This is a genomic window from Pseudoalteromonas sp. SR44-8 (assembly GCF_014163635.1).
Taxonomy (GTDB): Bacteria; Pseudomonadota; Gammaproteobacteria; order Enterobacterales; family Alteromonadaceae; genus Pseudoalteromonas; species Pseudoalteromonas rhizosphaerae.
Window position 1 is genome coordinate 159,051 of record NZ_JACJDS010000003.1, and the last position, 25,764, is coordinate 184,814.

20 protein-coding genes are annotated in these 25,764 nt (G+C 40.2%); 6 read left to right on the top strand and 14 right to left on the bottom strand.

Annotated features, from left to right (window positions below; translation table 11 throughout):
- Positions 1 to 33: 33 nt before the first annotated feature.
- The 14 genes from tssH to H5183_RS02425 form a co-directional block, all read right to left on the bottom strand.
- Positions 34 to 2,772 carry a type VI secretion system ATPase TssH gene (tssH, locus tag H5183_RS02360; RefSeq protein WP_182730832.1) on the bottom strand — a complete coding sequence of 913 codons (2,739 nt, stop codon included), beginning with the start codon at positions 2,770 to 2,772 and terminating at the stop codon, positions 34 to 36.
- A 27-nt stretch (positions 2,773 to 2,799) separates the two neighbouring features.
- Positions 2,800 to 3,783, bottom strand: a complete 984-nt coding sequence (gene tssG, locus H5183_RS02365) for a type VI secretion system baseplate subunit TssG (protein WP_220491355.1) — start codon at positions 3,781 to 3,783, stop codon at positions 2,800 to 2,802.
- Positions 3,780 to 5,498, bottom strand: a complete 1,719-nt coding sequence (gene tssF, locus H5183_RS02370) for a type VI secretion system baseplate subunit TssF (protein ID WP_182730833.1) — start codon at positions 5,496 to 5,498, stop codon at positions 3,780 to 3,782. Before tssF ends, tssG begins: the two co-directional genes overlap by 4 nt.
- Before the next feature lie 24 nt (positions 5,499 to 5,522).
- Positions 5,523 to 5,930 (bottom strand): type VI secretion system baseplate subunit TssE, encoded by a 408-nt coding sequence (tssE, locus tag H5183_RS02375; RefSeq protein ID WP_145242485.1) that lies wholly within the window; start codon positions 5,928 to 5,930, stop codon positions 5,523 to 5,525.
- Positions 5,931 to 5,984: 54 nt separating this feature from the next.
- Positions 5,985 to 6,470: an Hcp family type VI secretion system effector gene (locus H5183_RS02380; RefSeq protein ID WP_007584479.1), complete on the bottom strand. Its 486-nt coding sequence runs from the start codon at positions 6,468 to 6,470 to the stop codon at positions 5,985 to 5,987.
- A gap of 243 nt (positions 6,471 to 6,713) precedes the next feature.
- Positions 6,714 to 8,240, bottom strand: a complete 1,527-nt coding sequence (gene tssC / locus H5183_RS02385) for a type VI secretion system contractile sheath large subunit (RefSeq protein ID WP_145242487.1) — start codon at positions 8,238 to 8,240, stop codon at positions 6,714 to 6,716.
- 10 nt (positions 8,241 to 8,250) lie between these two features.
- The gene (gene tssB / locus H5183_RS02390; RefSeq protein WP_145242489.1) at positions 8,251 to 8,772 is read right to left on the bottom strand and encodes a type VI secretion system contractile sheath small subunit; all 522 of its coding nucleotides are present in this window, start codon (positions 8,770 to 8,772) and stop codon (positions 8,251 to 8,253) included.
- Between the two features lie 64 nt (positions 8,773 to 8,836).
- Complete coding sequence (locus H5183_RS02395) at positions 8,837 to 10,396, bottom strand: TssA family type VI secretion system protein (RefSeq protein WP_182730834.1); 1,560 nt, start codon at positions 10,394 to 10,396, stop codon at positions 8,837 to 8,839.
- Positions 10,393 to 11,385: a type VI secretion system-associated protein TagF gene (tagF, locus tag H5183_RS02400; RefSeq protein WP_182730835.1), complete on the bottom strand. Its 993-nt coding sequence runs from the start codon at positions 11,383 to 11,385 to the stop codon at positions 10,393 to 10,395. The genes H5183_RS02395 and tagF overlap by 4 nt, the downstream gene beginning before the upstream one ends.
- Positions 11,386 to 11,393: 8 nt before the next feature.
- Complete coding sequence (tssM, locus tag H5183_RS02405) at positions 11,394 to 15,110, bottom strand: type VI secretion system membrane subunit TssM (RefSeq protein ID WP_182730836.1); 3,717 nt, start codon at positions 15,108 to 15,110, stop codon at positions 11,394 to 11,396.
- A gap of 9 nt (positions 15,111 to 15,119) precedes the next feature.
- A complete protein-coding gene (gene icmH / locus H5183_RS02410; protein WP_257326852.1) occupies positions 15,120 to 15,845 on the bottom strand; it encodes a type IVB secretion system protein IcmH/DotU in 726 nt (241 codons plus the stop codon).
- Between the two features lie 10 nt (positions 15,846 to 15,855).
- Positions 15,856 to 17,196, bottom strand: a complete 1,341-nt coding sequence (tssK, locus tag H5183_RS02415; protein WP_145242497.1) for a type VI secretion system baseplate subunit TssK — start codon at positions 17,194 to 17,196, stop codon at positions 15,856 to 15,858.
- Positions 17,196 to 17,663: a type VI secretion system lipoprotein TssJ gene (tssJ, locus tag H5183_RS02420; RefSeq protein WP_145242499.1), complete on the bottom strand. Its 468-nt coding sequence runs from the start codon at positions 17,661 to 17,663 to the stop codon at positions 17,196 to 17,198. The genes tssK and tssJ overlap by 1 nt, the downstream gene beginning before the upstream one ends.
- Positions 17,664 to 17,697: 34 nt before the next feature.
- The gene (locus H5183_RS02425) at positions 17,698 to 18,117 is read right to left on the bottom strand and encodes a hypothetical protein (RefSeq protein WP_182730837.1); all 420 of its coding nucleotides are present in this window, start codon (positions 18,115 to 18,117) and stop codon (positions 17,698 to 17,700) included.
- A 313-nt stretch (positions 18,118 to 18,430) separates the two neighbouring features.
- Between H5183_RS02425 and vgrG the strand changes: the two genes are divergently transcribed.
- From vgrG to H5183_RS02455, 6 genes are all read left to right on the top strand, one after another.
- On the top strand, positions 18,431 to 22,258 hold the full coding sequence (gene vgrG, locus H5183_RS02430) for a type VI secretion system tip protein VgrG (RefSeq protein ID WP_182730838.1): 3,828 nt from the start codon (positions 18,431 to 18,433) through the stop codon (positions 22,256 to 22,258).
- Between the two features lie 13 nt (positions 22,259 to 22,271).
- Entirely contained in the window at positions 22,272 to 23,132 is an 861-nt protein-coding gene (locus H5183_RS02435) for an immunity 49 family protein (protein WP_145242506.1), read from the top strand.
- 325 nt (positions 23,133 to 23,457) lie between these two features.
- Positions 23,458 to 24,252, top strand: a complete 795-nt coding sequence (locus H5183_RS21615) for an HNH endonuclease (RefSeq protein ID WP_145242508.1) — start codon at positions 23,458 to 23,460, stop codon at positions 24,250 to 24,252.
- A 2-nt stretch (positions 24,253 to 24,254) separates the two neighbouring features.
- Positions 24,255 to 24,728 (top strand): SMI1/KNR4 family protein, encoded by a 474-nt coding sequence (locus H5183_RS02445; RefSeq protein ID WP_145242511.1) that lies wholly within the window; start codon positions 24,255 to 24,257, stop codon positions 24,726 to 24,728.
- A gap of 99 nt (positions 24,729 to 24,827) precedes the next feature.
- Complete coding sequence (locus H5183_RS02450) at positions 24,828 to 25,160, top strand: immunity protein YezG family protein (RefSeq protein WP_182730839.1); 333 nt, start codon at positions 24,828 to 24,830, stop codon at positions 25,158 to 25,160.
- A gap of 33 nt (positions 25,161 to 25,193) precedes the next feature.
- Positions 25,194 to 25,529 carry a DUF600 domain-containing protein gene (locus tag H5183_RS02455; RefSeq protein WP_182730840.1) on the top strand — a complete coding sequence of 112 codons (336 nt, stop codon included), beginning with the start codon at positions 25,194 to 25,196 and terminating at the stop codon, positions 25,527 to 25,529.
- The last annotated feature ends 235 nt before the right edge of the window (positions 25,530 to 25,764 follow it).

The window sequence follows — 25,764 nt, forward strand, 5'->3', positions numbered from 1 at the left end:
AGTCCCATTTTCAATCCTTTTTTATCTATTAAATTAGGCGTTATCGGCAAATATTGCGGTGATTTCGTCTTGCTTATCAACCGTTAACGTTAAAATATCTGGCATATCTTCTTGCGCCATATATTCCAAAATAGATTTAGCAATTCCTGGTAAAATTTGTCTTTCAATGACTGCATTTACCATCCGAGCACCGCTGTCTGAAAGCTGGCATTGCTGAGTTAACTTACTCAATACACTTGCATCAACACGCAGTTGCATTTTATGATTTGTAGCAAGACGCTTAGCAATCGCTTCTAGTTTTAAACTAACAATTGCTTGCAGTGCATCTTGATCAAGCGCTAAATAAGGCACTACTTGCATGCGTGCAAGTAAAGCTGGTGCGAAGAATTGTAGTAACTGTGGCTTAATTAATTCACTTAACGCACCAATTGACGGCACTTGCCATGGGCTACCATCTTCATTAATCGGTGCATCCGTTGGATTGAGTGCGTCATTAATGGCTTGCTGCTGCTCAGTCGGTTGTTCTACATCATCGTCTTGCTCTGGACTCAAATCGATCACTGTTGGTGGTGTGCATGCATCAATTAGCTCTGCTGAACCTAAGTTAGACGTCATGATGATCACGGTGTTTTTGAAGTCAATTTCACGGCCTTCACCATCACGCATATTGCCGCGTTCAAATACTTGATAAAACATGTTAAGCACATCTTTATGCGCTTTTTCTACTTCATCAAGCAAAATTACTGAGTACGGGCGCTGTCTTACCGCTTCAGTTAATACACCGCCTTCACCGTAACCTACATAACCAGGAGGTGAACCTTTAAGCTGCGATACTGTATGCGACTCTTGATATTCACTCATATTGATAGTGGTTAAGAACTTCTCGCCACCAAACAATTGCTTAGCTAAACAGCGGGCTGTTTCAGTTTTACCAACACCGGAGGGGCCGGCAAGTAAAAATACCCCTAACGGCCCTTGTTCATTACTGATCCCCGCTTTGCTGACACGTAATGCTTGCGCAATTTTTGCCATACCCGCTTGCTGCCCGATCACTTCTTGACCAATTGCCGCTTCTAAATTAATGAGGTTACTGATCTGATCTTTAACCATGGCACCAACAGGTACACCGGTCCACTGAGAAATTATTTGTGCCACTGCATCAGCGTCTACTTCGCTAAATAAGCCATTATCTTGACTGTTTTGCTCTTTTAAAGTTTGGCGCAAGCTAAGTAGTGCAGCACTGTCTTGTTCGCTTGCATTGGTTGCTTGTTTAAATTCGTTGATCTGGCTTAAAGTAGCAATTTGTGACTCGCGGGCACTGGTTAATGCAGCAAGTTTAGCTTGTGCAGTATTTAACTCTTGCTGTAAGTACAATAACTTATCCATATCGACAGCTAAACCTTGCTCGCTTTCACTGGCAATACTGGCAATCCGAGTTTGTAAATAATTTATATGCTCTCGCTCAGATTCAATTGCAGCTGGATCAGTTGCAAACGACATTCTGACGCGAGCTGCTGCTGTATCAAGTACGTCAATTGCTTTATCTGGTAACTGACGACCTGTGATATAACGAGCTGACAATACAACAGCCGCTTCAATGGCATCATCGGTAATTTGGATATTATGATGTTGCTGATATTTATCTTTTAAACCCGCTAGCATAAGTTGCGCAGCTTGCTCCGTTGGCTCATCGACTTTGATCAGTTGAAAACGACGCTCTAATGCGGCATCACGCTCAAAGTACTTTTTATACTCACTCCAGGTGGTTGCTGCCACTGTGCGTAATTCACCTCTGGCAAGAGCGGGTTTTAATAAATTAGCCGCATCGCTCATACCGGCATCGCCACCCGCACCAATTAAGGTGTGTGCTTCATCAATAAACATAATGATCGGCGTGGTTGAGTTTTTAACTTCGTCAATTACTGTTTTTAAACGGCGCTCAAACTCGCCTTTAACACCTGCGCCAGCTTGTAATAAGCCCATGTCTAAGACTAATAAACGCACACCTTTTAATTCATCAGGTACTTGACCATCAATAATACGCTGTGCAAAACCTTCTACTACGGCGGTTTTACCGACTCCCGGATCACCCACTAAAATCGGGTTGTTTTTACGACGACGACATAACACATCCACCATCATGCGTATCTCGTCGTTTCGCCCGAGTACAGGATCAATTTTTCCTTGCTTAGCTTTTTCGGTTAAATCTTCACAATATTCATCAAGCGCGCCGCCACCTTCACTTTGGCCATTATTTTGCGTTTGCTGAGCTGTTTTTGCCTGTGGGTTTAAACGCTCGCTTGAGTTTTGACAAATTTTATCGAGGTTTTCGGCTAAAAAGCGTGAGTCAATTTTATCTAGCAACGCTGGTAATTGAAGCACAGGGCTATAAGGTAATAGCTCCGTGAGTGCATCAAGCAATGCAGCACCGTTGATCCAATCACTTTTATGCTGCACATTAGCGCTCAACCATGCGCGTTCTAACCATTCATATAAACGACGAGAAAACACCGGCTTACTTTGGTTACCCGCAGGTTGACGATTTAAAAAGTCAAGCAACTCATGCCATACCGCATCTTGATTAATATTAAAAAAGTGAAATATTTGTTCTAAATCGCCACTACTGCCCTCTTCCATCAACTTAATTAGTAAGTGTTCAGGCAGCACTTCAAAATGACTACGACTGCTAGCAAACCCTGCAGCAGACTCAAGCGCGGTCGCGGTATGGCCATTTAGCTTGTCGATAAGTTGTTTAATGCCTTTTGCATCCATTGTTTTGTCCTTAAATCTGGTTTCTTACTAATGTTGATATTGAAGATGGGTATAGCTGTGTACGGTTGTGTTTGCCGCAGCACTACCTAAATAACTGTTGTGTCCAAGTATTAACGGTGACACACCGATTGCCTGTTGCTCTACAGCTTCGTTAGCCACTTTTATTTGGCATAACCACTGCACATTATTTGGTAAGTGAGTGCTTAATAACGCCGCCATTTTTTTACCTTGCTCATGCAAAGGGTTCAAACTAATGGCAGTTTCACTGTCTACAGGGCCGATGGCAATTGTTAAAATACTGCCACTTACTAATACTTTGCTACCTAATACCGCAGAACCACCGAGTACCATCTGGGCATCATCACCAAATGTACTTGGGGCATCAATTGTTTGCCAATTAGCGCGGGTATCGTCAACGTGCAGCTCTTTCACTGCAAGTGTATGTTTAAGTAGTTGAGTTAAGCCTGCTGCACTGGTTTGTTTTAAGCTAGCAATGCCGCATTGTACTTTTTGATCTGTTTTTGTAGATAAAATGGCTTCTATTAAATGATCAAATTGATCTGCACCACGTCCTGCAACATTGATTTGTGACTTTTTCCACGCCTGAAAAAGTTGGCAATATAAAATATGATTAAACATATCTAAAAATTGCCGAACCCTGTCACCACTTTCGTCATCACTTGCTGCTTGCTCTAACAGGTAATGTGGCATCGGCGCATCAACACCATACAAACCCAAGAATGACGTTGATAAACTGAGTCGCCCGCGTCCTTGGTTATCTAAGCTACACGCACGTACATCAGTTGCTGGAAAGCCAAGCTCTTTATAGGGCTTAAACATCACCCGCTCACTAATGCCTTTGTCAAGTTCGTGAGGCGTTGCCCAATGCTTTTCAATTAAGCTCATCGCTTTAAATAAATTAAACTGCCAAGGCTTAGCAATTAATTGCTCAATCGGTTTGGGCAATTTAGCCCAAACGGGATGCTTTATGGCTGGTTCATGCACACTCATAATTGATAACTCTTGCCCGGCTCAATATCCCAACACCAGGTTTTATAGCTAGGAATAGCATTAACGCGAGTCTGCACACTTTCATTAATTGGTGCGTACATTAAAAAGAATTGGTGCAACATATTACAAAAATGATAAAGATCGGCATCGCACACAAACTTACTCTCATCGATATCAATTATTACATCTACACCTTTAATAAAAATTCCACGCTTTATTTGGCTGATCGGAGTAGCCGTTATTTTTTGAATGCTCTCAATACGCAAGCGATTCTCAGCTTTTTGCGACCAATCAAATAGCACTAATAAACGTTTAAGCTCGGTTACTTGGGTTATTTGGGAAAACTTAACATTAAGTAAGCTGATCAGCTGCCAATGTTTTGGTTGATCTGGGCACGGTAAATAATTAGTAGGCCTAATAACATTCTCAACCTCGGCAATACTTGGCATATCGCGCCCGCCAATATTTAAATCACCTTCTTGCAGTAATTGCCGAGGCCAGCCTGCATTAAAAGCAGTTAAATCAACAGATAGTGTTTCTTTTTCATCATTTAGATTGAAAGGCAACTGTAAGTAATGAGTTGGCGCAGCTGCACCCACATCCTTAGTTAATACGGTAAATAGCTTTTTCTCATCTTCAAATACACTTTGATAACGAGGTGTATAATCATAGGTTTTACCACTGAGCGAGTTGCGCCCCATTACCGAATCGACGGTGTAACTGAAAATATGATCGGTACGATTTTGATCTGCAGTGATCATATAGTCGGTACGATTGGGTTCGATTCTGATTGGCTCTGCCGCTTGGGAAAATAAATTAATTGCAGGCACGCAGTTTATCAGTAGGTTTTCACGGGATAATTGGTGTCCGGGTGGTAATTTACTTGAGCCACGAAAAACTATTTCAAAGCGGTCTATATGATCTGCAAACTCAACGTCTTGCAAACCTGTAAAAGTTAAAAAGTAAAAACGGTCTTTGGCATTAAAGTAATCTAGTAATAATGCATAGCCTGGATGGCTTTGCTCAGCACTCGGTAAAAGAGCCCCATCAATATTTAAATAAGTGGCACTGCAACCTTTTACTTTAAGCTTTTTATTATGCTCAAAATGCGCAGGGCCAAAATCAAGTTCAGCATGTTTCTCTGCCGTTTGCAGCAGCTTAAATAAAGAGCTACATAACGGGGTATCGCCGCGTAAATAAAACTGCAAGTTTGATAAGTCATAATTTTTACGCTCACCTTGGCATACAAAACGTAAACCAATGCGCAGCTCTGCACCTAAATGTGATTCTTGGTAGCGCACATGCTCAACATCGAATGGTGCTACTGTTAGATTATGCGTGGTGGTAAAAGTAATATTTTTATGATCAACAACAGCGGTATCTGCTTTTAATGTGAGACCCTTTTCAATCATGTGAGTCTTTTGCATTGCCAGCTTAGGGCTAAATTTCACTACCGTACTTGAAGGGTAATAACTAAGCAGAATAGGACATAATTGACGCAGCACTTGCTCTGACACTTCTGGTACTGATTCATCCAAGCGTTTTTGTGTGTGCGCAGTTAAATACGCCATACCTTCGAGTAAACGCTCGATATGCGGGTCGCGATCTTTTAAGGCATCAATATTTAACATGCCCGCATGCTCAGGATAATGTTGTGCAAACTGTTTACCGGCCTGCGTTAATAAACGCATTTGAGCATCAAAATATTGCTGCATTAAAATATCCTTTTCATTGAAATATTAATCACCATTTTTAGCGTGCTGCATTACATCAGCCTTACCGCCTGATTCAAACCGCGTGTTTAACTTAATACATTGGCCACTGGTTAAAAATGCTTGAATATCCAGTCGGATCACGCAATTTTCTTCACGTATTTCCATTGGAATAACATTGGCATAACGCACTCTTGGCTCATATTTCTCAATCAATTTTTTAACCTCAAACGCCAAAGTATGTTGCGAATAAGGCAAACCTTCGTAAATATCTTCAACATCTGGCAAACCATAATCAGCCAAATGCTTTAACACCCCACGGCGAGCATTAAGCAGCTCATTAAGATGGTTACAGACACTATTTTGCTCATCAGTCTGAAAACCTTGATGTCCATTACGAATGACAGGTTGAGTTAAAAAATCGAATAACGCCATGAACTTACCTCTGATAAAAGGATATGCTTGCGCATATCCTTTAAAAATTCCGACTTATCGACCTTCAGTCCAAGAGTCAGAGAACTCGATGTTGCCATCAAGGTATGTCCAAGTAATGCGCTTATAACGTAAACATACTGTTTCAAGGTGCGGATAACGCTCCTTGTCTAAGTCTTTTACGTTGTGCATTGTTGGTGAGATTGACGTAATTTTTACATCTTCCAACTTGTGGCAGAAATACTCACGCTCAGTCCCTGTGTCATCGATACGGTACCATTTAAGCTCAAGTTGCTTAAGTGTTTGACCGTTCGAGCACGCTTTATACAGATACGGTGTAGCTGCATCTACCGCTTTAGTAATTACAAACGGTTCATGCTTACGTGTACCTGTAAGTTCACCCGTGTCGTTATCTGTAGGAATGCGAAGTTCATGATCAAAGTGTAGGATCTCAATTGAACCTTCACGCTCTGCAACAGTTACAGAACCTTTGATGTCATTACCTTGGTCATCCTTTAACCACATATACGCTGGAATTGCCATTTCATTATTCTCCTTTTAGAATGAAGTGTTTCCTGTTAGTTGGCATTGGCATAAACAACCATGTTTATGCCCCCCAAAAAGCCCTCTGCTTCATGCCACTGGGGAACATGTCCCAAGTTGGATGCAACCAACTTGGGGCAATCTTTTTCATAACGTTTTTTACACCAACCAGCTACTCACCAAATTGACGTATTTACACTTTAAAAGCCTGCGTTAAATGCGTTTCATCGGCGGCTTGGCAGTTCATTTTTCGCCAGGCATCTGCCCTACTAGTGCTAAGCGCACATCAATACCTTCCACTTGGAAATGTGGCACTATGTACGTACTAACACGGTAATAACCTGGGTTACCCGGAATTTCAGCAACAGTCACTTTGGCATCTTTTAATGGATGCGTTGCAATTAACGACTCATCAGGGTTATTCATTTTAGTAACTAACGCACCTAACCAATCGTTAAGCTGCTGCTCTAATTCATGGCGAGGTTTACTCGAACCTATGTTTTCACGCTGCAACACTTTTAAGTAATGCGCAATGCGCGATACTAAGAAGATATACGGTAAACGCGAGTTAATACGTGCGTTTGAGGTTGCTTCTGGCGTTTCAAGCACTTGTGGCTTTTGCGCACTATTAGCTGAGAAAAAACACGCAAAGTCTGAATTTTTATAATAACTAAGTGGAATAAACCCTTGGTTAGCAAATTCAAGCTCTTTAGTCTCTGAGATCAATACTTCTGTTGGGATCTTAGTTTCTGAGCCTTTACCTGCTTCGAATGAATGAAGTGGTAAATTCTCAACTTTACCGCCCGACTGTGGGCCACGAATGTTAACTGCCCAACCATTATCATGGAAACTGCGAATAATATTGGCGGCAAAAGCAAACGTTGCGTTACCCCATAAATAGCGCTCATGGTGTTCACTGTTTACATCTTCTTGGTAGTTAAAGTTACGCAGTGGATTAGTTTCACCATACGGTAAGCGCAATAAGAAACGTGGGAACGCTAGGCCGATATAGCGTGAATCTTCTGATTCACGGAAGTTTTTCCAACGTAAAAATTCAGCACGCTCCATGTACGAACCAATATCTTGAATTTTAGATACTTCATCAAGTGAGTCTTTCAAGAAAAACTTAGGTCCTACGCTGCCCATAAATGGGCAGTGCGCCGCAGCTGATACGCGTGAAATTTCTTGTAGTAATGAAACATCTGGCGCTGAACAATCAAACTCAAAGTTCGATACCATAGTCGATACCGGTTCGCCACCTGGGGTGTCGTAATCTGAGGTATAAACATGCTTGTACAATGCTGATTGCGTGGTATCAGGTGCTTCTTCAAAGTCATCACGCAGGGTTTCTTTATCAACGTCGAGCATTTCGATTTTGATGTTGGCATTGTTTGGCGTGCGATTAATTAAATAACGCAATGAACGCCAAGCTGATTCCATTTTTTGGAAGTTTGGATTATGTAAAATCTGGTCTAACTGCTGTGAGATAATCGTATCAACTTTCGCAATATAGTCATCTAACAACAACTTATCGATACGCGTAACTTCTTGGCCGCTGCTGCCAGCCATATCTAAAAATACATTGATTGCCGCTGTTAAACGCTCATTCGCACGGGTTTCAGCAAGGTTGCTGGCATCACGAAAAGTGTCTAATTTGATCTCATCTGCAACTGGGGCAATATCGACCAAGTTACAAAGGCTTTCGTAGGTTGATACCGGAGCTTGCTCAATTGAATGAGCTGCAACGTTTAATTGTTCTTGCATTGACATGGTAACGTCCTTATTCAGTAACTGGGTGTTTTTCGTCTTCAGAAGCAAGCGGGGCAATTTCATCCAGCTTAGCTTTTAACTCATCAAGTTCTGGCTGGTTTTGTAATACCCGCTCTAGTTCTTTACGTAATGATGAGTTATCCAAAAGATTCGATTTCAAGTCACGCAGTAAGTTACGCATTGCCATCATTTTATTTAACTCAGGTACCTGTGAAGCAACTGATTCTGGATCAAACGATTTAAACGAATCAAACTGTAAATTCACGTTGATCTCGCCATCGCCTTTGATCTTATTAGCAACTTGAAAGTTTGCCTTTGGTGCCATATCTTTTAACACTTGCTCAATATTATTTTTATTGATTGTTACGCGTTCACGCTCAGCAAGGTCTTGGGTATTTAAACCATTAGAGTAATCACCAATTACCAGCATTTTTAGTGGCAATTCGCTTTTTTGCGATGCGCCATCCGTATCAAGCTCTAAAGAGATATTGATCCGAGCTCTTGGGATCTCTTTTTGAAATGTATCTGTCATGTTTCTTCCTTTGCAGTTTGTATCAATTCCAATTAACCTCGACCCATTAGTCAGGCTCTTGTAACTAAATCCAAGCTATTGCTTGAGCCGGATTGGTTACCATCATTCGCTGACTAATTTGCTTAGCAGCTAAACTCATTTCATCACTTTCTGCCAACGACAGATTGGCGTAACATTGCTTGGCAAAACGCCATACTTCCATGCAAAAATGTTGTTGCCACTTCGCTAATTGAAAAGTTTCAATTTGCTCAAGTAATTCGGTTAAAATTGCCAAAGCGTGTTCATAATGCTCCGCTTTAAGTAACAACTTGGCTTTTAATAATTGGCTTTGTGATTGGTCAAACCCGGTAGGGGTACTTAATTGCTCAACCTTGCTAAGCGCAGCACTGAGTTGTCCTTGCACTACTTCATCAGCCAATAAGCTATAATGTTCATCAAAAATATTGCCTTGCGAATTATTGCTTGCTGGTGTTTGTGCATTGCTAATTTCAAGTAACGTTTCTTTATTGGCTGGGCTGCATAACCCTGTGCCATCGTCGTACTGTAAATGAGTTAAAAGCGGAAACTGACTAGTTAAATTAATCAATTGCTGCTCAAGCCAGTGACTTAGCTTGCCTTTATTTAATTGTTTTAACGCACTTAATACCAACATTTGTAAGTTGAGATTAAATTGCATCGCACCTTCCATAAATAAGCCTTCAGCAAGCATGAGTGCCTGCTCTGGTTGTTCACTGGCAAGTGCATTTTCAATCGGTGCAAAAGCCGCAGCTCTTGGTGCTGGTAAGCGTGTTTGACCATTTTCATTAGCCGGTATTTTCAACCCAGACCAACGTGCAGCACGTGATAATTTAATCACCCGCTCGATGTTATTTTGTTCTTTATCAAAATTCAGTAATTCACGAATAGCTGATAAATAAGCCGTGTCACTGCTGAGATCACCAACCGTAATACTTGCAACTTGACTTACAGAGCTGTGCACTGATGATGTTGAATGTATTGCCGGTGTACCGTCGCTTGGTGCTTGTTCAGTATCGTCTTTACTAACAACTGACGGCTCGACTGCCTTTGCAACTGGGTTGCGTTTCATTTGCTCGTCAGTCCACTCGTTTAAAGTAGATAAAGGACCTGATTCACTATCTAATAATGGTACTGAGTGTTGGTTGTAATCGGTTAATACCGCATCTAGTTCGGCCCATTGTTCTGCGGTTGCCGAATGACTTTGCGAAATCCCTTTTAGACGTTCTTGTTGCTGTAAAAACCAGGTATTTACAGCACTGCGCATGCGCTCTTTAAGTGGGTGTACGTCGTTGCTAAAATCAGCCAATATCTTATTAAACAATTTGATTGAACTAATTAACCCCTGCACCCCAAATTCACTGGTTGCAGCTAAGCATAAGTAACTAACAATACGTAAATCTTTACTCTTATTCTGTAATAAGTCAGTTGCTTGAATAAACATCACTTTAAAATCAACCTCACCAACACCCGATGAAGATGCTTTGAGACTTTTAAATGTTTCTTCGTATTTTAAATCTTCGCCACACGGTAAACCTTGCAATGGTGCAGCAAGTTCATCCAGCCATAGTTGCCAGCTATTGTGAGTATGTGGTTGCTTTAAACTCATGCTTTACACCATCGTCTTAGTGCATCGTATACACTTACGTTATCCATATCGGCAAAATTAATACTGTAGTCACTTGGCACTTTGCTCAGTGGTAAATTCGTCAAATCAATAATTTGTGTTGATTTGTCTTCATTTAACCAAATCGAGCTAAAATAGGATGCCGATACAGGACGACAAAACACCGTTAAACTAGGCGCATGATCTTCACACCCTAGTTGATAAAAGAACCACGGTTGCCAGTTGTGATCAGCAACCACAGATGCTATTAAATGCAGCCAAAACCCAGCGACCAAGGCGCTCTCATGACTAAACTGTGGCATTGGTAAACGAATACCAAATTGACTGCGTAGACAGCCTCTATTTGCAATCGACTTCAATACTGCAGATAGTTCTTCAATTAATACAGCACGCTTATGCACATCATTCATCTGGAGATGCTGCCACAACACACTCATCGGTATCATGCGCAGTTTATCTAGCTCTTGATTTAAATTTGGTTGCTGCTTCAACGCATCAGCAACCTTGTTATAAGCATGAGCTTGTTCCGCCATCGCATCAATTGATGGCGCTTCTTTAATGCGATCATTCACACCAATTAAGTGCTCAATCACATGACTAGCATATAAAAACAAAAATGCTGGATGGCGTTTATAAGTGTCTAATCCGCTATGTATAAAAGAGCTAAAAGGGTAAAAACGGCCACTACTATCTTTACTTGGTTGTAAAATACCAAGCAAACTACTGTCTTCACTGTTCCCAGATACAAAAAACAACGATTTAACACCATTAAGTACAGCAACATTATTCGCCTTTCGACCACGATTAAGGTGAGCAAATCCTTCTTGTAACCAATGATCAAATGCCACTGATTCACGCGATGAAATATTTAACTTCACAAAATCGGGTCGTACTGGTGTTTTCCCCATATAACCGTAAGAAAACTGTTTTACTAGTAACGGCGATTTCTTTTTAGAAAATAAATTAAACATAACCGCCCCTACTGTACCGAATTATTATTCGACTGCGCATATTGCGGCGATTTCGAAAACAACGAGTTCGGTAAAGCAAACGAAGTCAGCATATATTTTGAGAAAATACCGCTATTACGCCCTGATTTTAAGGAAAACTGTACTGTTAATTGCTGTTCTGACTTATCGGTTAGTTCCCATGTAGCTAAGAACTCAGTGCCTTTTATCCATTTTACATTAGCATTATTAAGCACTTTAAGTAGCGCCCACGGACCATCTTGCTCAATCGAAATTCGATTGCCTTTATTATCTAAACCATAAAGAATCGCTTTTTCTGCAGCACCACGACCAGGCCAAGAAAAGTTACGCCACTCCTCCGGCTCATTACGATAGCGATAACCTTGCTCTGAAAAGCCTAAATAAGTTTCACGAATGCCTCTTTGTGGTACTGGCATCATCTGAAAATTAAAGCCCGCAGAATCTGCGCCACTAGTAAATAGTGAACGTGTTACTTTATTTGCTTTTGTTAAACCATCGAGTAATTCTTTACTAAAGCCAATACCAACACCATTCCACTGTTTTTCTTCCCATACGCCACGACGTACTTTCATAAAAGGTTTCAGTTGAGTGTTAGTAAAGTTCCATAATATGCCCGACTCAGTGTTTAAAAACTCCGACACATCAGCAATCGCGGCATCAGGTCCATTTAGATTAAATGGGTACTTTCCTGCGATGCTGTTGCTGTACATTGTATAAACTTGGTTTTCCCACTCTTCATTTAACTGGCTTCGTGCTTTGGCCATAATTGTGGCTATACCCGCTTGTAAAGGCGCTTTGAAAAGAGTATCCAACGTTTCTTTTGTTTGTGGGTCTAAAGCACGTGTTTGGCTTTCAATGATGATCCATGAAGACTGCAAAGCATTGGTTTGATTATTACCTGAGAGTAAATCTTGGACAAAAATCATAGCTTGGCCATCATCTTCATTACTCGCCGCCATCGCTTTTATGTCTGAGTGGATGCTGCTTAATGAACTAATGTACTGGCCCATGTAATCAGAACTGCGCTTATTATCATCGTTTTGTGTAAAACGGCGTAAATCAGCAAAGCGAGATTCTAACTCTGGCGCTCTAACCGTACTCATTTGTGAAAAATCAGGGCTGTTAATAGCTTGTTTAGCTAGCTTTCCTTTTGCTGCTTTTTTCTGCGCAACGTCGGCAGCACCGGCAACTAAGGTCGCAATTTTGTCATTATTCGCGGTAACGGCTGAAGGTTCGTCAGCAACCATTATGTTATTGTTCACCAGCATCATTAAATCTATCAATGGGCCATCGTTTGATGAAAGGCGAGCAAAATCAATACTTGCATCGTTTAAGTCTCTAAACGCTGGGACTTGAATACTATTTAAGAATTCGAACCAAGTATTACCGTAATCCTTAAAGTAATAAGCACGCATTGCTTTGGCTAAGGACTCAGCTTGTGCTTCATCTACAGCATTTTGCCCTTCGTCATTACTGGTGCCCATAACCCAATCGCCTGAGAACACTAACCGTGAAATACGTTTAATTTCAGGATAGACATATTCTTGCCAACCAGCATTGGTATATACATAAGGAATTGCATAGCTACTTTTTAATACATCACGGTTATTAGCCGACATAAACTGATTAAGCTGTAATGCTTTTTTGCGCTCAGCAAAGCTTGTTATCACTTGCTTATACAGAGGCTCAGCCTCAGGTTGAGTATTTAAACTTTCGCGCGCAGTATAAATTGCGGTTTCATTTGCTTGCCAAAAATTAATCTTCCCAGGATGCTCTAGATCAGTACCTAAATTAGCTAAATACACATCTAACAACGCAGTTAATTGACTATAAATGGGTGTATCTTGTTGCGCTGTTAAATCAATATTAAAGTGATTACTAATAAAACTAAGTAGCTGCTGTTTAGCAAATTCATCATTTTTATGTTCGGGGTGTGTGCTTAGCATTAAATGTAATTTAAGTGCTTCGTAATAAGGTTGTCGAATACCTACGCGTGACTCCGGCTCATCAGAGTTCCAACGACTTTCATACTGTTTTAATTGTGCTAACACCTGTTTTTCAGCAGGAAGTGTGATCAATTGGTTTAACTGGTTAAATAATACATTCGCGACACTTTGAGTTGTTTCGTCACCTTCGTAAATACCAAAAATAAAATACCAAGGTAAGCTTTTTTCATAACTTACAAGCTCCTGATAATGCTCAAATAATGCAAGTGTTGCAGCTAGCTTTTGATCCGCCTTCGCCTTATTTACATTAACTTCAACCACCGCTTTCACGCGTGCTTCGCCTTGGTTAAGCAATAACTGATTACTGGTGTATGAGGTAATCAATAACGCTGTAATCGCCGCTATTGAGGCAAGCCCCGTGGTTACAGTTAAACCTTTTAACCAACGCCCAACTAGGCGCTTTTTACGATTACCCCGAGTTAAATCTTGTAGTTTAAAAACAACATCATTAAAAACGCGATTAATAAAATAGCTTTGGGTGATTGTTTCTTGTTTTTGTTCAACCACAACCGCGCCAAATTGATCGCGTACACCGTTGGTGATTCGCTCAATTGGTGTGCCCTCTTGTGTACCTGAGGTAAAATACACGCCTGCAAACCAAGGAACTTCTTGGTACGGATTCGCTTTAAATAGCAAGTTTACAAATTCGGTTAGTTTTGTTGAGGCCGATTTAAACTGATTAGGAAAATCAAGGATCAACTGTTTACGATGCTCATTTCGTTCACGGGCCACTTTACTTAAACGTTGCTGGCACAAACGTTCGTATAATTCATCCATTCTGAGCTCGAACATTTCAGCCGGATCGGTTTTTTGATCTTCACTAATATCAAGTAAATATGCGCCCCACACTTGCTCGCGCTCTTTTTCAGATAAGTCATTAAAAAAAGGTTCAAAGCCACTAATTAAATCGGTTTTTGTGAAAGTGATATAAACAGGGAAAATAACACCTAGTTGCGTGATCAACTCTTCAATACGTTCACGGACTAACTTTACATGCTGGCGAATTTCTTCACTGTCAGAGGTTAAAACATCAGCTACACTAATTGCGACCATTACGCCATTGATAGGTAATTTTGGGCGGTACTTTTTCAGTAAATTTAAAAATGATAACCACTCTTTGTTTTCTGATTGCTCAGTTGTGTAACGTCCTGCGGTGTCAATTAAGATCGCTTGATCTGAAAACCACCAATCACAGTTACGTGTGCCACCAAAACCTTGAATATGCAGTTCGCTAGAGTTTGAATACGGAAAATGTAATCCAGAGTTAGCAAATAAAGTACTTTTACCGGTCGCTGATGGACCAATGATCATATACCAAGGTAGTGCATAAAGAGCGGTATTACCACGATAGCCAGCGCCTAAGTGCGATGCTTTTAATGAGCCTAACGCTTCTTGCATTTTTTCTTTTATTTCATCAAGCTCAGCACTTGAGCCCGCATTGTGATTTGCAAGTTCAGAAGCTAACTTATCGCCAGAACGCTTAGTCCATAACCAACGAGTAAAAATAAATAAAATGAATACCGCCGTAACTGCTCCCATAGCAATCAGCTTTTTATCAGTCGTGTCTAAGCCCACCATGCGCCCAGCAAACCAAACAATGCTCAGCACTGCAATTAGACCGATCAACTGTCCTGTGGCGCGAGATGACACTAAGCCCAGTAAAAAATGCACTAGGCCACTTTTATTTACTCTTCCTTGCATGGTATTGCCTTATCGTGTCTCGTTGGTTTTATTCAATTGAGTGAGTACTTCCACCTGATTACTTATGGTTTGCGTACTCTGTGTAGCCTGCTTGTTGATCACAAAATGAAAGCCTGCAAATAGGGAAGCGATTGAGCCTAAACAAATCGACAGAATAACCCAATAAGGGACATTACGACCGACTTTCATAGCAAACCCTTCAGCAGGTACGCCATTATCAGAAAGCAGTGCATTAGGCGTGCCTTTGACATCTTCAATTTGTGCACGAATGTCAACTATCAAAGCTTTAAGCTGTTCTATTCCTTTAACTTTATAGATACCTTCAAAACCCAATTGCAAACAAATATAGTACACTTCTAACGCCGCAAATTTATTTTCACCGCCAGTACGCAAAGTCGCTAAACGCTCAAAAAACTCTTCACCTGCACGGTTATTGCCAAAAAACTCTAACTGCAGCGGTCGTGACATCCAGTCCATACGAAAATGCGCTCCGGAGCTCATTACAAACTCATCGCACATTGCAGTAAGAGCAAATTTTACTTCTTGCATCACACTAGTCGTCACTTGTTGGGCATAACAATTACGCTCAAACTCATCAAAACTATTTAATAACTGATCACGAAAATCGTTCAGCTCAAGATCGGTTGATTGCTTGAGCTTTAATGGCGATAACGCATTTATAACCGGTGATATACAGGCGATTAAATCTTGTTGTTGTGATTGTTGTTGCATCATTTCACCTAACTTAATTGCGTGCGACAGTAACTATTTCGATTTGCGCAGCTTGCAAACCAAATGGAATAAATAAACTTAACGACTGCTCTTCGATTATTTGCTGCCAAATGTAACCATGTGATTCAAGACGGAAATATTCATATCCACTCTTTATTGCTAATTTATTTGGCGGCCGTTGGCAGTGAGTTAGCTGAACACCTGCAAGGGCTGATGAAATCATAATATCGAGTTTTTCAGTTGCGCCAACTTTAACTTGGTCGCTAAATGTTTCAATCCACTTGGTATCCTCAGCTTCAAAATAAACCGCTAGATAAAAGTCGTTATGCTCAAAAATTGCTGAGTCAATAGTCGCAACCTGATGAATAGCATTGGAAATTTTTTCAAGTTTAAGGCCAGCCATTTTCTTAGGCACAACACCTTCAAGTAGCTTAGTTAGCAACTCATCTAACTTACCAAATACATGGCTGAGTTGTTTATGCTGATAAGGAGGGACTTGGTTTACTAAATCACTGTGTTCAAACATCGATACAGAGCTGATCAAATCAACCAATTCACAGTACAAACGCTCAGGATGAACTAATGACAAACTTTTTAAATGATCCAACCGCTTTGCTGAAGGTGCCATCGCATTAAGTAATAAAAAGCTATTCATCTCGTTTGGACCAAAGTCAGTCACTGAACCAAAGTTTTTCCTGCGACTAAGCAACACATTGACTTTCGCATTCACTAAATTTGCGGTGCGATTTAATAGCTCAGTTAAATATACCGAAGCACTGATATTTAACAGTGGTGGTACAAAGTGTTTATTAACAACAAAAGAGCCGTCTTCTGCGCGGACTATTTTCAAACACGCTAAAGTATCAAAATAAGTTTTTACATCACTATCTGTTAATAATATAAATTTAGGGTGCGCTATCAGCACTTCACGATTACGTGCAGCATCATGATCATCATTTAACTCAATATAGTCTGCATGATAGGCACTGAGCTGACCGGTTGTTGCATAACCCTCAATATTACTAACGATTTTATTGGCAGCAATCGCGATGTAAATAATCACTTCATCTAGGTTAGGATCTAATTCCAGCTTTAATTCGTCATGTTGTTGGCGATCAAAATCAAGTAATCGACCATTTTCAAGTAACAATTTGAAGCTAGTAATTTTTAATAGCCCACGTGATAACGCTGACTCATCAATTGCAAGATGCTGGATACCAAATACCAATGGAGAAATAAGTCGCTGTCTTACAATTTGATTTTGCTCATGATACTCATCAAATAACTGAAAATGGTGTTGTGCTAATAATACACCTTCAGCCCAGACGGGTTTTACGGGGGCTTTAGTACTCATTACTGTGCCTCATCCACGTCAGGCAACTGCACTTCATTATTTGTGATCAGCACATCTAATGCAGTCGATAATTTAACCGGACCATCACCTAATTGATAATACGTTTTCCATTTGTCTCCTTGGCGATCTCTGAATAACGCAACAATTGCCACAAAACGAGCATTTTCAGCTTGTTCAAAAGCGATCGTTGTTTTTTCGGCAGGATTAATAGTACGTTCTTCTAACGTGATCAATGAATTTGCTAATACTGATTTATCTGACTTCCAAAGTTCTTCAAACGTCGCTGTTTTAAAGCTCTGAATATCAGACAATTGATACACTCTGAGAACCACTGGAAGTGCTTCATCAAATTGATTTAAATTTAAATTATCTGTTGCTGTAATGTCTAACTCTACATTAGTGCTCATGCACGCAGTGAGTGACATTAACAGCACAGCTAAGATTACTTTATTTATTGCAAAACGCATTTAATACCTCATTAGATATTTTAAAATTGATTATTCAGTTTTTACAAAGGATCTCTTCATAAACAGGGCAAATAACCCTATTAAAACGCACTGACGCACAATCGGACCAGCGATTGCCATTTAAAATTCTAGAAAAAAAGCCTGAACTTTTATTTTCTTGATTTTCAACAGCTAGAGACTTGATGACAACATGATCGATTGAAGATATTAATTTAGAATTTAAAACTATTAACTCTTGAATATAACTAGATATATTTTCATTAATTAAAATAATATTTCCATCGTTCTTTGGAGGGTTATTCAAAAAGAAGAAAAACTGATCTATAACAGATTCAGAAAAAACACGATGTGCAGGAATACCTGTTTGATCTAGTAAAGAGGAGATGTTACAGGTTAGAGACCAAGCCAAGGAGTAAAGGCTATCAACCTGATTTATAAAATCTTTTTTTCTCATTTTATCATCCTTGATTTAACATAGTCAGCTTAAAGTTGCACTAACGCGGTAATTATTCAGTCCTTAGAATTAGCGCATGATACAAACATAATTGTTAAAATGTCAACCGAATTCAGTGCGAAAATACAACTATTTCTAACTTAAAGTTGTTCCCAATAAAAGCGACCACACCATATAATTTTAAAAATGAACACATTATGAACCTATTTGCATATAATCTAAATATCGTTGATTACAAATATTTCATTGATTATCGCTAGATTAATGTGTATTTTTACACGCATTATCGACCAAGGTAGAAAAGGACAAGGAAATGTCTAAATCACGATTATTGTTAGATATTAATAATAAAACAATGAACGTAAATCAGGTAATGGGAATTGAACGCTTAAATAAAAGCTTTGAGTTTGACCTGATTTTCGACACCCTCACTGATGAGCCTTTAAACGATTTATTATTACAATCGGCCTTAATTACATTTGTAAATAAAGACAATTACTATCGCCACCAAGCAGGCCTCATAACACAAAGCACCGATCTTGGGTTATTCAATAAAAAACGCCGCTATCATATCGTCATTAAAGATCGATTGAGTACGCTAAAAAGCACCTCAGATAGCAAAGTATTTATCGGGGTTAATTTAAAAGATGTTTTACACTACCTAGCATCACAAGCCGGATACTCTCAAGGCCAAGTAGATTTCAGAGTTACCCAACCGTTTGCTGATATGTCTCAGTGTGTACAAGCAATGGAAAGTAATTGGCAGTTTTTTCATCGTTTACTGGCTTCCCATGGTTTATTTTATTGGTTTGAAAGCAAGGACTCGGCTGAAATACTGGTGATAAGCGACAGTAATTTAAATAGTCCATACCTTGAGCGCGGCGTTTTAGAAGTTACCAGTAGCGCTGGAATGAATAACCAACACAGAGAGCAATTTGTTGGCTTTATGCATGCTCAACTTACTGAGTCTATTTATAACAATACTGCAAACAGTGCAGCCTATGGGCAATTTAATACCGTTGCCAGCAATAGCCAATCATTCTTTGAACCCTGCGCGTTATCGCAATCCGCCGCAACTAATCAAGCACAAAATTTTAGTAATGCACTAGCGAGTTTAAATAAAGTTATTAGCTTAACTGGTAACGTATGTGATTTATTTGCGGGATGTTCGATTTCATTAAGTGATAACACCGGCATTGGTAGCAGTGGTGACTTGCTCTGTATCGCAGTCGAGCACTACAGCGAGCAACCAAGTGACGAAAGTAGCCATGAAGGGCTCTCTAAATATAATTGTAAAGCGCAATTCATTGAACGAGGTACGCCATTTAAACCGCTACCAATACCTCATCAAGCTAAGCCAATGGTATTCCCGGCTCGAGTCGAATCACTGACCGGCAATGCATTTATTGATGATAATGGCCAATATCGCGCGCGGGTCGATTTTGATAAAAATGCCAGACCAATAACGCAGTCAAGCCCTGCCTTGCAAAAGTTAGCGCTGTATGCATGCCAAAACCAACCTCAGGCCACTGGATGGCACTTTCCACTCGTCGGTGGTTCAGAGGTACTAATAGGCTGTATTAACAACGACCCTAATCACGCCTACATTATGGGCTTTGCACTAAATAGCGATCAACCAAGCGTAGTAACCGCCGCCAATCCAACGCATAACCGATTATTAACCGCAGCCCACAACGAACTACTATTTGATGATGACGACAATGAGCCAAAAGTTATTTTACAAACCCTTGCCAGTGAACATTACTTTGAGCTAAACGCCAAACAGTCTGGCCGCCAATTCATAGAATGGATAAGCCAACTAGGCACTATAAACTTGCACGCAGGAAAAGACCTCTGCCTAGAAACCGAGCAAAGCAATGTACAGTTTGTGATAAAGAACAATCAATTTATTGATGTTAAAAATGAACTCAAACAACAAACTAACAACGGCAATATCAATTACCAGAGTGCCGGCAACAATGCGTTCATAGGTAAAAAAATCGATGTTAAAGCTGACCAAGAGCTATCATTAATTTCGGGGCGTGCGGTTAAAATAAACGCGCAAAGTGATATTTTACTAAAGACTAATAACAGTGATTTAAAGCTCAACGTACCAAATGGCTCAACGTTTTTACAAACCAGTAAGTCAATTAACATCACAGGCTCTGGGCAAGGCGATTTAATCATTCATAACGCCGGCGGCGAAATTAAACTCGATAGCCAAGGCAACGCCACCATCATCGCTACCAATATACTCACGCTCGACAGCAACATTGTCACCTTTGATGGACCAGTTGATTACGATATAACCAGCCCGCAAACAGCCAGTAGCCCAAGTGCCTCAAGTCCTGCGAGTATTAGCCAAATCACCGCGTTTGATTTAAGTGACAATACGCTATCTGCAGGCGCACTCGCTCAGCTTGAACTTGAATACTTCTACGAGGATGGCTCTGCCATTGAAGGTGTTGACTACCATATTATTGATAATGATGGTGTTGAACACACCGGCACCCTGGCGAATGGCGTAGCAACCTTGGCTAATTTACCACAAGGTAAAAGCCAAGTGACATTGTCAGCAACCACCCAAGCCGATGAGCAACGCCTTATTCAATTGCGCAAAGAATTCAATCAACACCTTACCTCCATGCTTGATGAAATTCGCAGGCAAGCCGCGATTGGGGATGCCATTTTTGAGCAAGAAGACTTTTTTACCCAATGGATGATTGAAACCGGCGCAAGAGCAACGGGTCTGTATCAAGGCGCTAAATCCCTTGTAACGGGTATCGCTGATTTAGTCGTACTAGGGATTGATATCAATATCAGTGTGTATTCGGCCTGTTTTAGAATGATTGACGCCGTTGCAAGTGGTGATAAAAACGCTGTTAAACAAGAACTTGAAACCATTTTAGCCTTTAGCCAAAAAACGACCAGCGCATTATCACAGGCGTTTGAACTATTACTTGCCTTAATGGACGATGCAGACACCCGCAGTGCATTAGCGCGCTTCCCGTATGACTATATTGAAGCGCATTCCTACGTTGATAAACAACGTTTAACCGGTGTTATGGCGTTTGAGATATTATTAGCGCTGTTAACGGGCGGTGCGGGAGCCGCAGCCTCTGCGGCAAGTAAATCCAAGCATCTCGTCAATGCGAATCGCTCATTAGTCGAGATGGCCGACATACTCAAACGCAAGCAACTTAACAAAACCACCTCGCATACCGTGTCGCCTGAGCAACCTAAATTAATTGAGCACATTGACAAACCCGATGCTACATTACAACCAGGTACAAACCGAGGCGTAACCACGCAGGTGTCAGCCAAAGCCCATGCTGACTATTTATTAGAGAATCTTCCCGATGATATTCGTGGCAACTACCGTGCATACACCAATGCAGACGGTAAAGTTATCATACAGCGCATAGATGGGAGTAAACCACCGAAACTGCGTTATGAAAATGGCGCGTTAGTTACTGTATCTGACCAAATCGATGTGTTTAACACCATTTCACAAAAACTAAAAATTAAACACAGCAACTTAGATTCAGCCGCAAGAAAGCGTTTAAAAACATTAGAAACAGCACGTAATAAAGCCGTTGCACAACGTGACGCTGCATTACTGGCAGGCGACGCTAAAGCATTAACAGATGCACAAAAAGCCATGCGATTGGCCAGTGAAGATTTAGGTGAAGAAGCCGCACGCATTTACGTACAACAAAATTACCCTAACGCCAAACCGTTAAACACCAAATTACCCGGTAACGGCAAACAAGGCGAGTTTGACCAAGTGTATGTCATCGAAGATGGTAAAGTCCTTATCATGGAAGCCAAAGGCGGTAATGCAACATGGGGTAGCAGAATAGCTGGAGAGGAACGTGCACAGCAAGGCTCCGCCAAGTACATGGATTCTGTGATTGATAATTATACCGAGCAGATGAAACGCCTCACAAAAGACCCTCGCTATGGTAAAGTCGGCGAAAAAGCCTTTACTAAGCAGGTTGAAGGTATTCAAGATATGTTAGATTCACTAGAAGACGCAAAACTAGATGGAACGCTAGAGTATATTGGCATACAACAAAAAGCCAATGACAATGGACTAATTGACGTTATTGATGTGTCTATTTTTGATATCGGATTTTAAGGAGATTTTTTAGATGATTAAAAGCCATTACAGCTTTGCAAAAGTAAGTTATGAACACATGTGTGAGCGATACAAAAAACACGAAGAAAAAAACATTCCTCGCATCCAAAAAAACCCAAGTTTAGGGCTGCAAACTCAATTTAAACGAAATTTAATTGAATCATTCCCAATGGAAGCCATTGAAAACCCCAATGGTTATCATGCTTGGCTGTACTTGCTACGCGCATCGCAATTAGGCCTCGGTATTTTTCAAAGTAACGCCAATGATGGTCAAGCCTTTCCATTTTTTTATGACGATGAATACCTAGAGGTGGTTGGCAAGAAAAACCCTGAAAACGCAGAGCACCCTGTTTGGCTACTTGCTTTATATGCCGCGATTATCGTACGCAACCAAGAGGCCATAGATTTTTTAACCACCATCGACAATGAGGTGTTTGTAAACTCTAATTACGGCAATCAACTCAAACCGTTTGATTATGCCTTAGCTGATTTACTCAAAGGACTGTTCGCCCCAAGCGCCGACTTAGCGCACCTGCTAGAGCAAGCGTATATCACCTCTAACCCGGATGATTACCCTATTGATGAAGCGTATTTGTATGCCAGTCGTCTCAAGTGGCCGTTGGTCTCTGTTATCGAAGCGATTTTCACCGAAAATGGTGAGCAAGCCTACAACAGCACCATGGAAAAAGCTTTATTACTGCACCAAGAATATTACAGTGATGAAGAGCGCATGTGGAATGACCGTGGCGCCATTTCAATACCACTAACCGCAATGGCTGTTATCGCTAAAGAAGTCAAAGGTTATCAACTTACTGTTGAAAATGAGTATATTCCTGATTGGTTAATTAATGTAAACCCACCAAAACCAGAATAAACGAACGTATAAATAAACCCGCTCTTTAACAACATGGATGTTGTGAAGCTAGGCGCTACAGTTTTTTTAAAGACTAGCGTCCTAGCCTTTCATTAGCTTTTACTCCATAAACGCTTTAATACTCTGCTGTAAAAGGCGTCGGAAAAGTCGTGATTAAAAACAGCGGTGAGTCCATGGAAGGCGCTATTGCAGTATTCCGGCTCTTTACCCAACGAAAGTAGGCAAAGGCGACCCTGTTCAGTATTTACGTAAAATAAACTGGCAAGACTTAGGCAAACAAGCCGCCAGTGAAGTCAAAGCAATTATTAAAAGCTTTAGAGATACCTTGCAAGATATTTCAACCAGCTGGAAATACGACCTCCTACTGCCAGACTCGGCCATTGACGGCATGCAAGCCATGGTCAAACAGCTTGATGAAGTCACCCCGCAAATAGACCAAGGGGTAAGAAACGCAGCGCAAGAAATTGGCAATCGCGTAAATAAAGCCCTCGATGAATTTGAGCCACCGGCAAGTACAGGTGTAGTAGGGAAACCGAAGAAAACAGTAGCCAATGAATTAGATGCGCCGAAAGGGAATGATTTAAAGGGGGCTAAAACGGTTAACAGAAACACCGCTATTGACCCTAATAGTTTGGATAAAATAAATGATCTTGCCAGAAAACCTAAATTAACTCCAGATGGGAAAGTTATCCCTATTGGTGGACAACCCTCTGATGCAATTACAATTAGAAATAAGAATAACCTGGATGAAAATGGGTACTTACATCGAAAAGGCAAGAAATTACAGTATGATTCGAATGGTTTCCCCATATTTGACAGTAAATTTGATACCCACATACCTGATCGTCATATAACTTCGGGTAAAGCTACTGAACATTTTAAAGCAGCAAATAAAAACCTTGCTATGCAATTAGAAAGAAACCCAAGTTTAGCCAAGACGCTAGGATTAAGTAATGAACAAGTAGTACATATTATGAAAAAACCACCATCGAAAGATCCAGCAAAGGGTTTAACATGGCATCATCATCAAGATACTGGCAGAATGCAGCTTATTGATAGAACAACACATGACACTTTTAGGCATACTGGTGGTATGTCTATTTGGGGAGGAGGGTATTAATTATGTTAAAATGTGAACCGTATTTGTGGGAAGAAAATAAGCCAACTTACAATCCCGATTACTTAAAGGAACTTGAATGCGAACTTCAGATTAAATTCCCGTCAGAGTTTTTAAACTTCATAGAATTACACTTTGGAGATAAGCCATTTTATTCATCTTTTAAAGTAGGGAAAGGGCAAAGCTCAATCGCACACTTCCTTCATTGCCAAGAGTTAATAGATGATAATTTTGACATTTATAGCATCTCCGAACAAAAAGAAGAAATAGATGAATTTTTATCGAATAAAATAGTGCCTATCGCTATAACTTTTGATTCAAATTTAATCGCTTTTGATTTTCGTCATAAACTGACTGAGCCCGAAGTTATATTTATTATCTCTTCACAACTCGAAGATGGTGATAAAGCAATAAGAAATATTAGCGTAAATTTCCATGAGTTTTTAGCTATCCTAGAAGAAAATGACGACGAATTATGACCTAACAAAGCTAAAGCTAGCTAATGATGCTTTCTTGGATTCAATAATTAAAACAACTCCATCAAAGTAATTTTTTATTGCTATAGGGGGTTAATTATAATGAATAATGTTGATAATATTTACGAGAATATTGCAGAATATCTAGTACAGCAAATCACTGCTGATTGGAAAGAGTGCAAGGTTGAGGTTGAGTTTTTTGGTGATGCTGCTGAGTTTGATGCAACATATACAAATTTTGAGGATAAAAGCTTTGATTTAGAATCAGGGTATTACTTATTTAAAGAGTTCCAAAGTCTCTCTACGATAATGTCAGATAACCCAGAAATTAAATGGAATAAGGCTACCTTTACACTTGAGCCATCAGGCGACTTCAATATTGATTTTGAATGGGATCAAGAGCTGGCTGATGAAATTGAAAGTTATGATCACTAATAGATTCAATTTATCTATGGCTAAGGACAGCACATGCAACCAGACATAAAAAACATCTCGCATCACCTAGGTCAGTACCTTTATCAGCAAATAAATGAGCCGTGGCTTGAAGCACAACTTATTTTAAATTGTGAAGATGAAAACGTACTTGAATGCAAAGCCCATTATCAAACTGCTGCTGATACAAGCGAACAGCCGATTACCGTGACAGACGAGATAGTCGATTTATTCAACACCCTATTTGTGAATGCCACTAAACACCAACCAGAAAACTGGACGCGCGCCATTTTCACGATTAATCGCCAAGGCCAATTTAATCTCAATTTTGAGCGTGAGAATAACGTTCATGACATCATCGTTACTTCGTAAATGCACTAGAAAGCCAATTTAAAATTTAAGGATGAATGAAATGAAAAAGCTCAATGTGGGTTCTACATTACTAAACAAAATATTTAAGTCAAAAAAATCTACCCTTGTATCGTAAGCGTCTAGCAAAGTGCACCTGCCAATAACTCGTCAAACCGATTAAGCTATTTCTGAATTTCAATTAGGAGATAGCCATGAGAAAAATGCGTAACCTTGAGCAGTGGCGCAACATTATCGA

Excerpts from the sequence above, each read along its gene's own strand:
- tssH (WP_182730832.1), bottom strand. The coding sequence starts at position 2,772 with ATGGATGCAAAAGGCATTAAACAACTTATCGACAAGCTAAATGGCCAT.
- tssG (WP_220491355.1), bottom strand. The coding sequence starts at position 3,783 with ATGAGTGTGCATGAACCAGCCATAAAGCATCCCGTTTGGGCTAAATTG.
- tssF (WP_182730833.1), bottom strand. The coding sequence starts at position 5,498 with ATGCAGCAATATTTTGATGCTCAAATGCGTTTATTAACGCAGGCCGGT.
- tssE (WP_145242485.1), bottom strand. The coding sequence starts at position 5,930 with ATGGCGTTATTCGATTTTTTAACTCAACCTGTCATTCGTAATGGACAT.
- H5183_RS02380 (WP_007584479.1), bottom strand. The coding sequence starts at position 6,470 with ATGGCAATTCCAGCGTATATGTGGTTAAAGGATGACCAAGGTAATGAC.
- tssC (WP_145242487.1), bottom strand. The coding sequence starts at position 8,240 with ATGTCAATGCAAGAACAATTAAACGTTGCAGCTCATTCAATTGAGCAA.
- tssB (WP_145242489.1), bottom strand. The coding sequence starts at position 8,772 with ATGACAGATACATTTCAAAAAGAGATCCCAAGAGCTCGGATCAATATC.
- H5183_RS02395 (WP_182730834.1), bottom strand. The coding sequence starts at position 10,396 with ATGAGTTTAAAGCAACCACATACTCACAATAGCTGGCAACTATGGCTG.
- tagF (WP_182730835.1), bottom strand. The coding sequence starts at position 11,385 with ATGTTTAATTTATTTTCTAAAAAGAAATCGCCGTTACTAGTAAAACAG.
- tssM (WP_182730836.1), bottom strand. The coding sequence starts at position 15,110 with ATGCAAGGAAGAGTAAATAAAAGTGGCCTAGTGCATTTTTTACTGGGC.
- icmH (WP_257326852.1), bottom strand. The coding sequence starts at position 15,845 with ATGATGCAACAACAATCACAACAACAAGATTTAATCGCCTGTATATCA.
- tssK (WP_145242497.1), bottom strand. The coding sequence starts at position 17,196 with ATGAGTACTAAAGCCCCCGTAAAACCCGTCTGGGCTGAAGGTGTATTA.
- tssJ (WP_145242499.1), bottom strand. The coding sequence starts at position 17,663 with ATGCGTTTTGCAATAAATAAAGTAATCTTAGCTGTGCTGTTAATGTCA.
- H5183_RS02425 (WP_182730837.1), bottom strand. The coding sequence starts at position 18,117 with ATGAGAAAAAAAGATTTTATAAATCAGGTTGATAGCCTTTACTCCTTG.
- vgrG (WP_182730838.1), top strand. The coding sequence starts at position 18,431 with ATGTCTAAATCACGATTATTGTTAGATATTAATAATAAAACAATGAAC.
- H5183_RS02435 (WP_145242506.1), top strand. The coding sequence starts at position 22,272 with ATGATTAAAAGCCATTACAGCTTTGCAAAAGTAAGTTATGAACACATG.
- H5183_RS02445 (WP_145242511.1), top strand. The coding sequence starts at position 24,255 with ATGTTAAAATGTGAACCGTATTTGTGGGAAGAAAATAAGCCAACTTAC.
- H5183_RS02450 (WP_182730839.1), top strand. The coding sequence starts at position 24,828 with ATGAATAATGTTGATAATATTTACGAGAATATTGCAGAATATCTAGTA.
- H5183_RS02455 (WP_182730840.1), top strand. The coding sequence starts at position 25,194 with ATGCAACCAGACATAAAAAACATCTCGCATCACCTAGGTCAGTACCTT.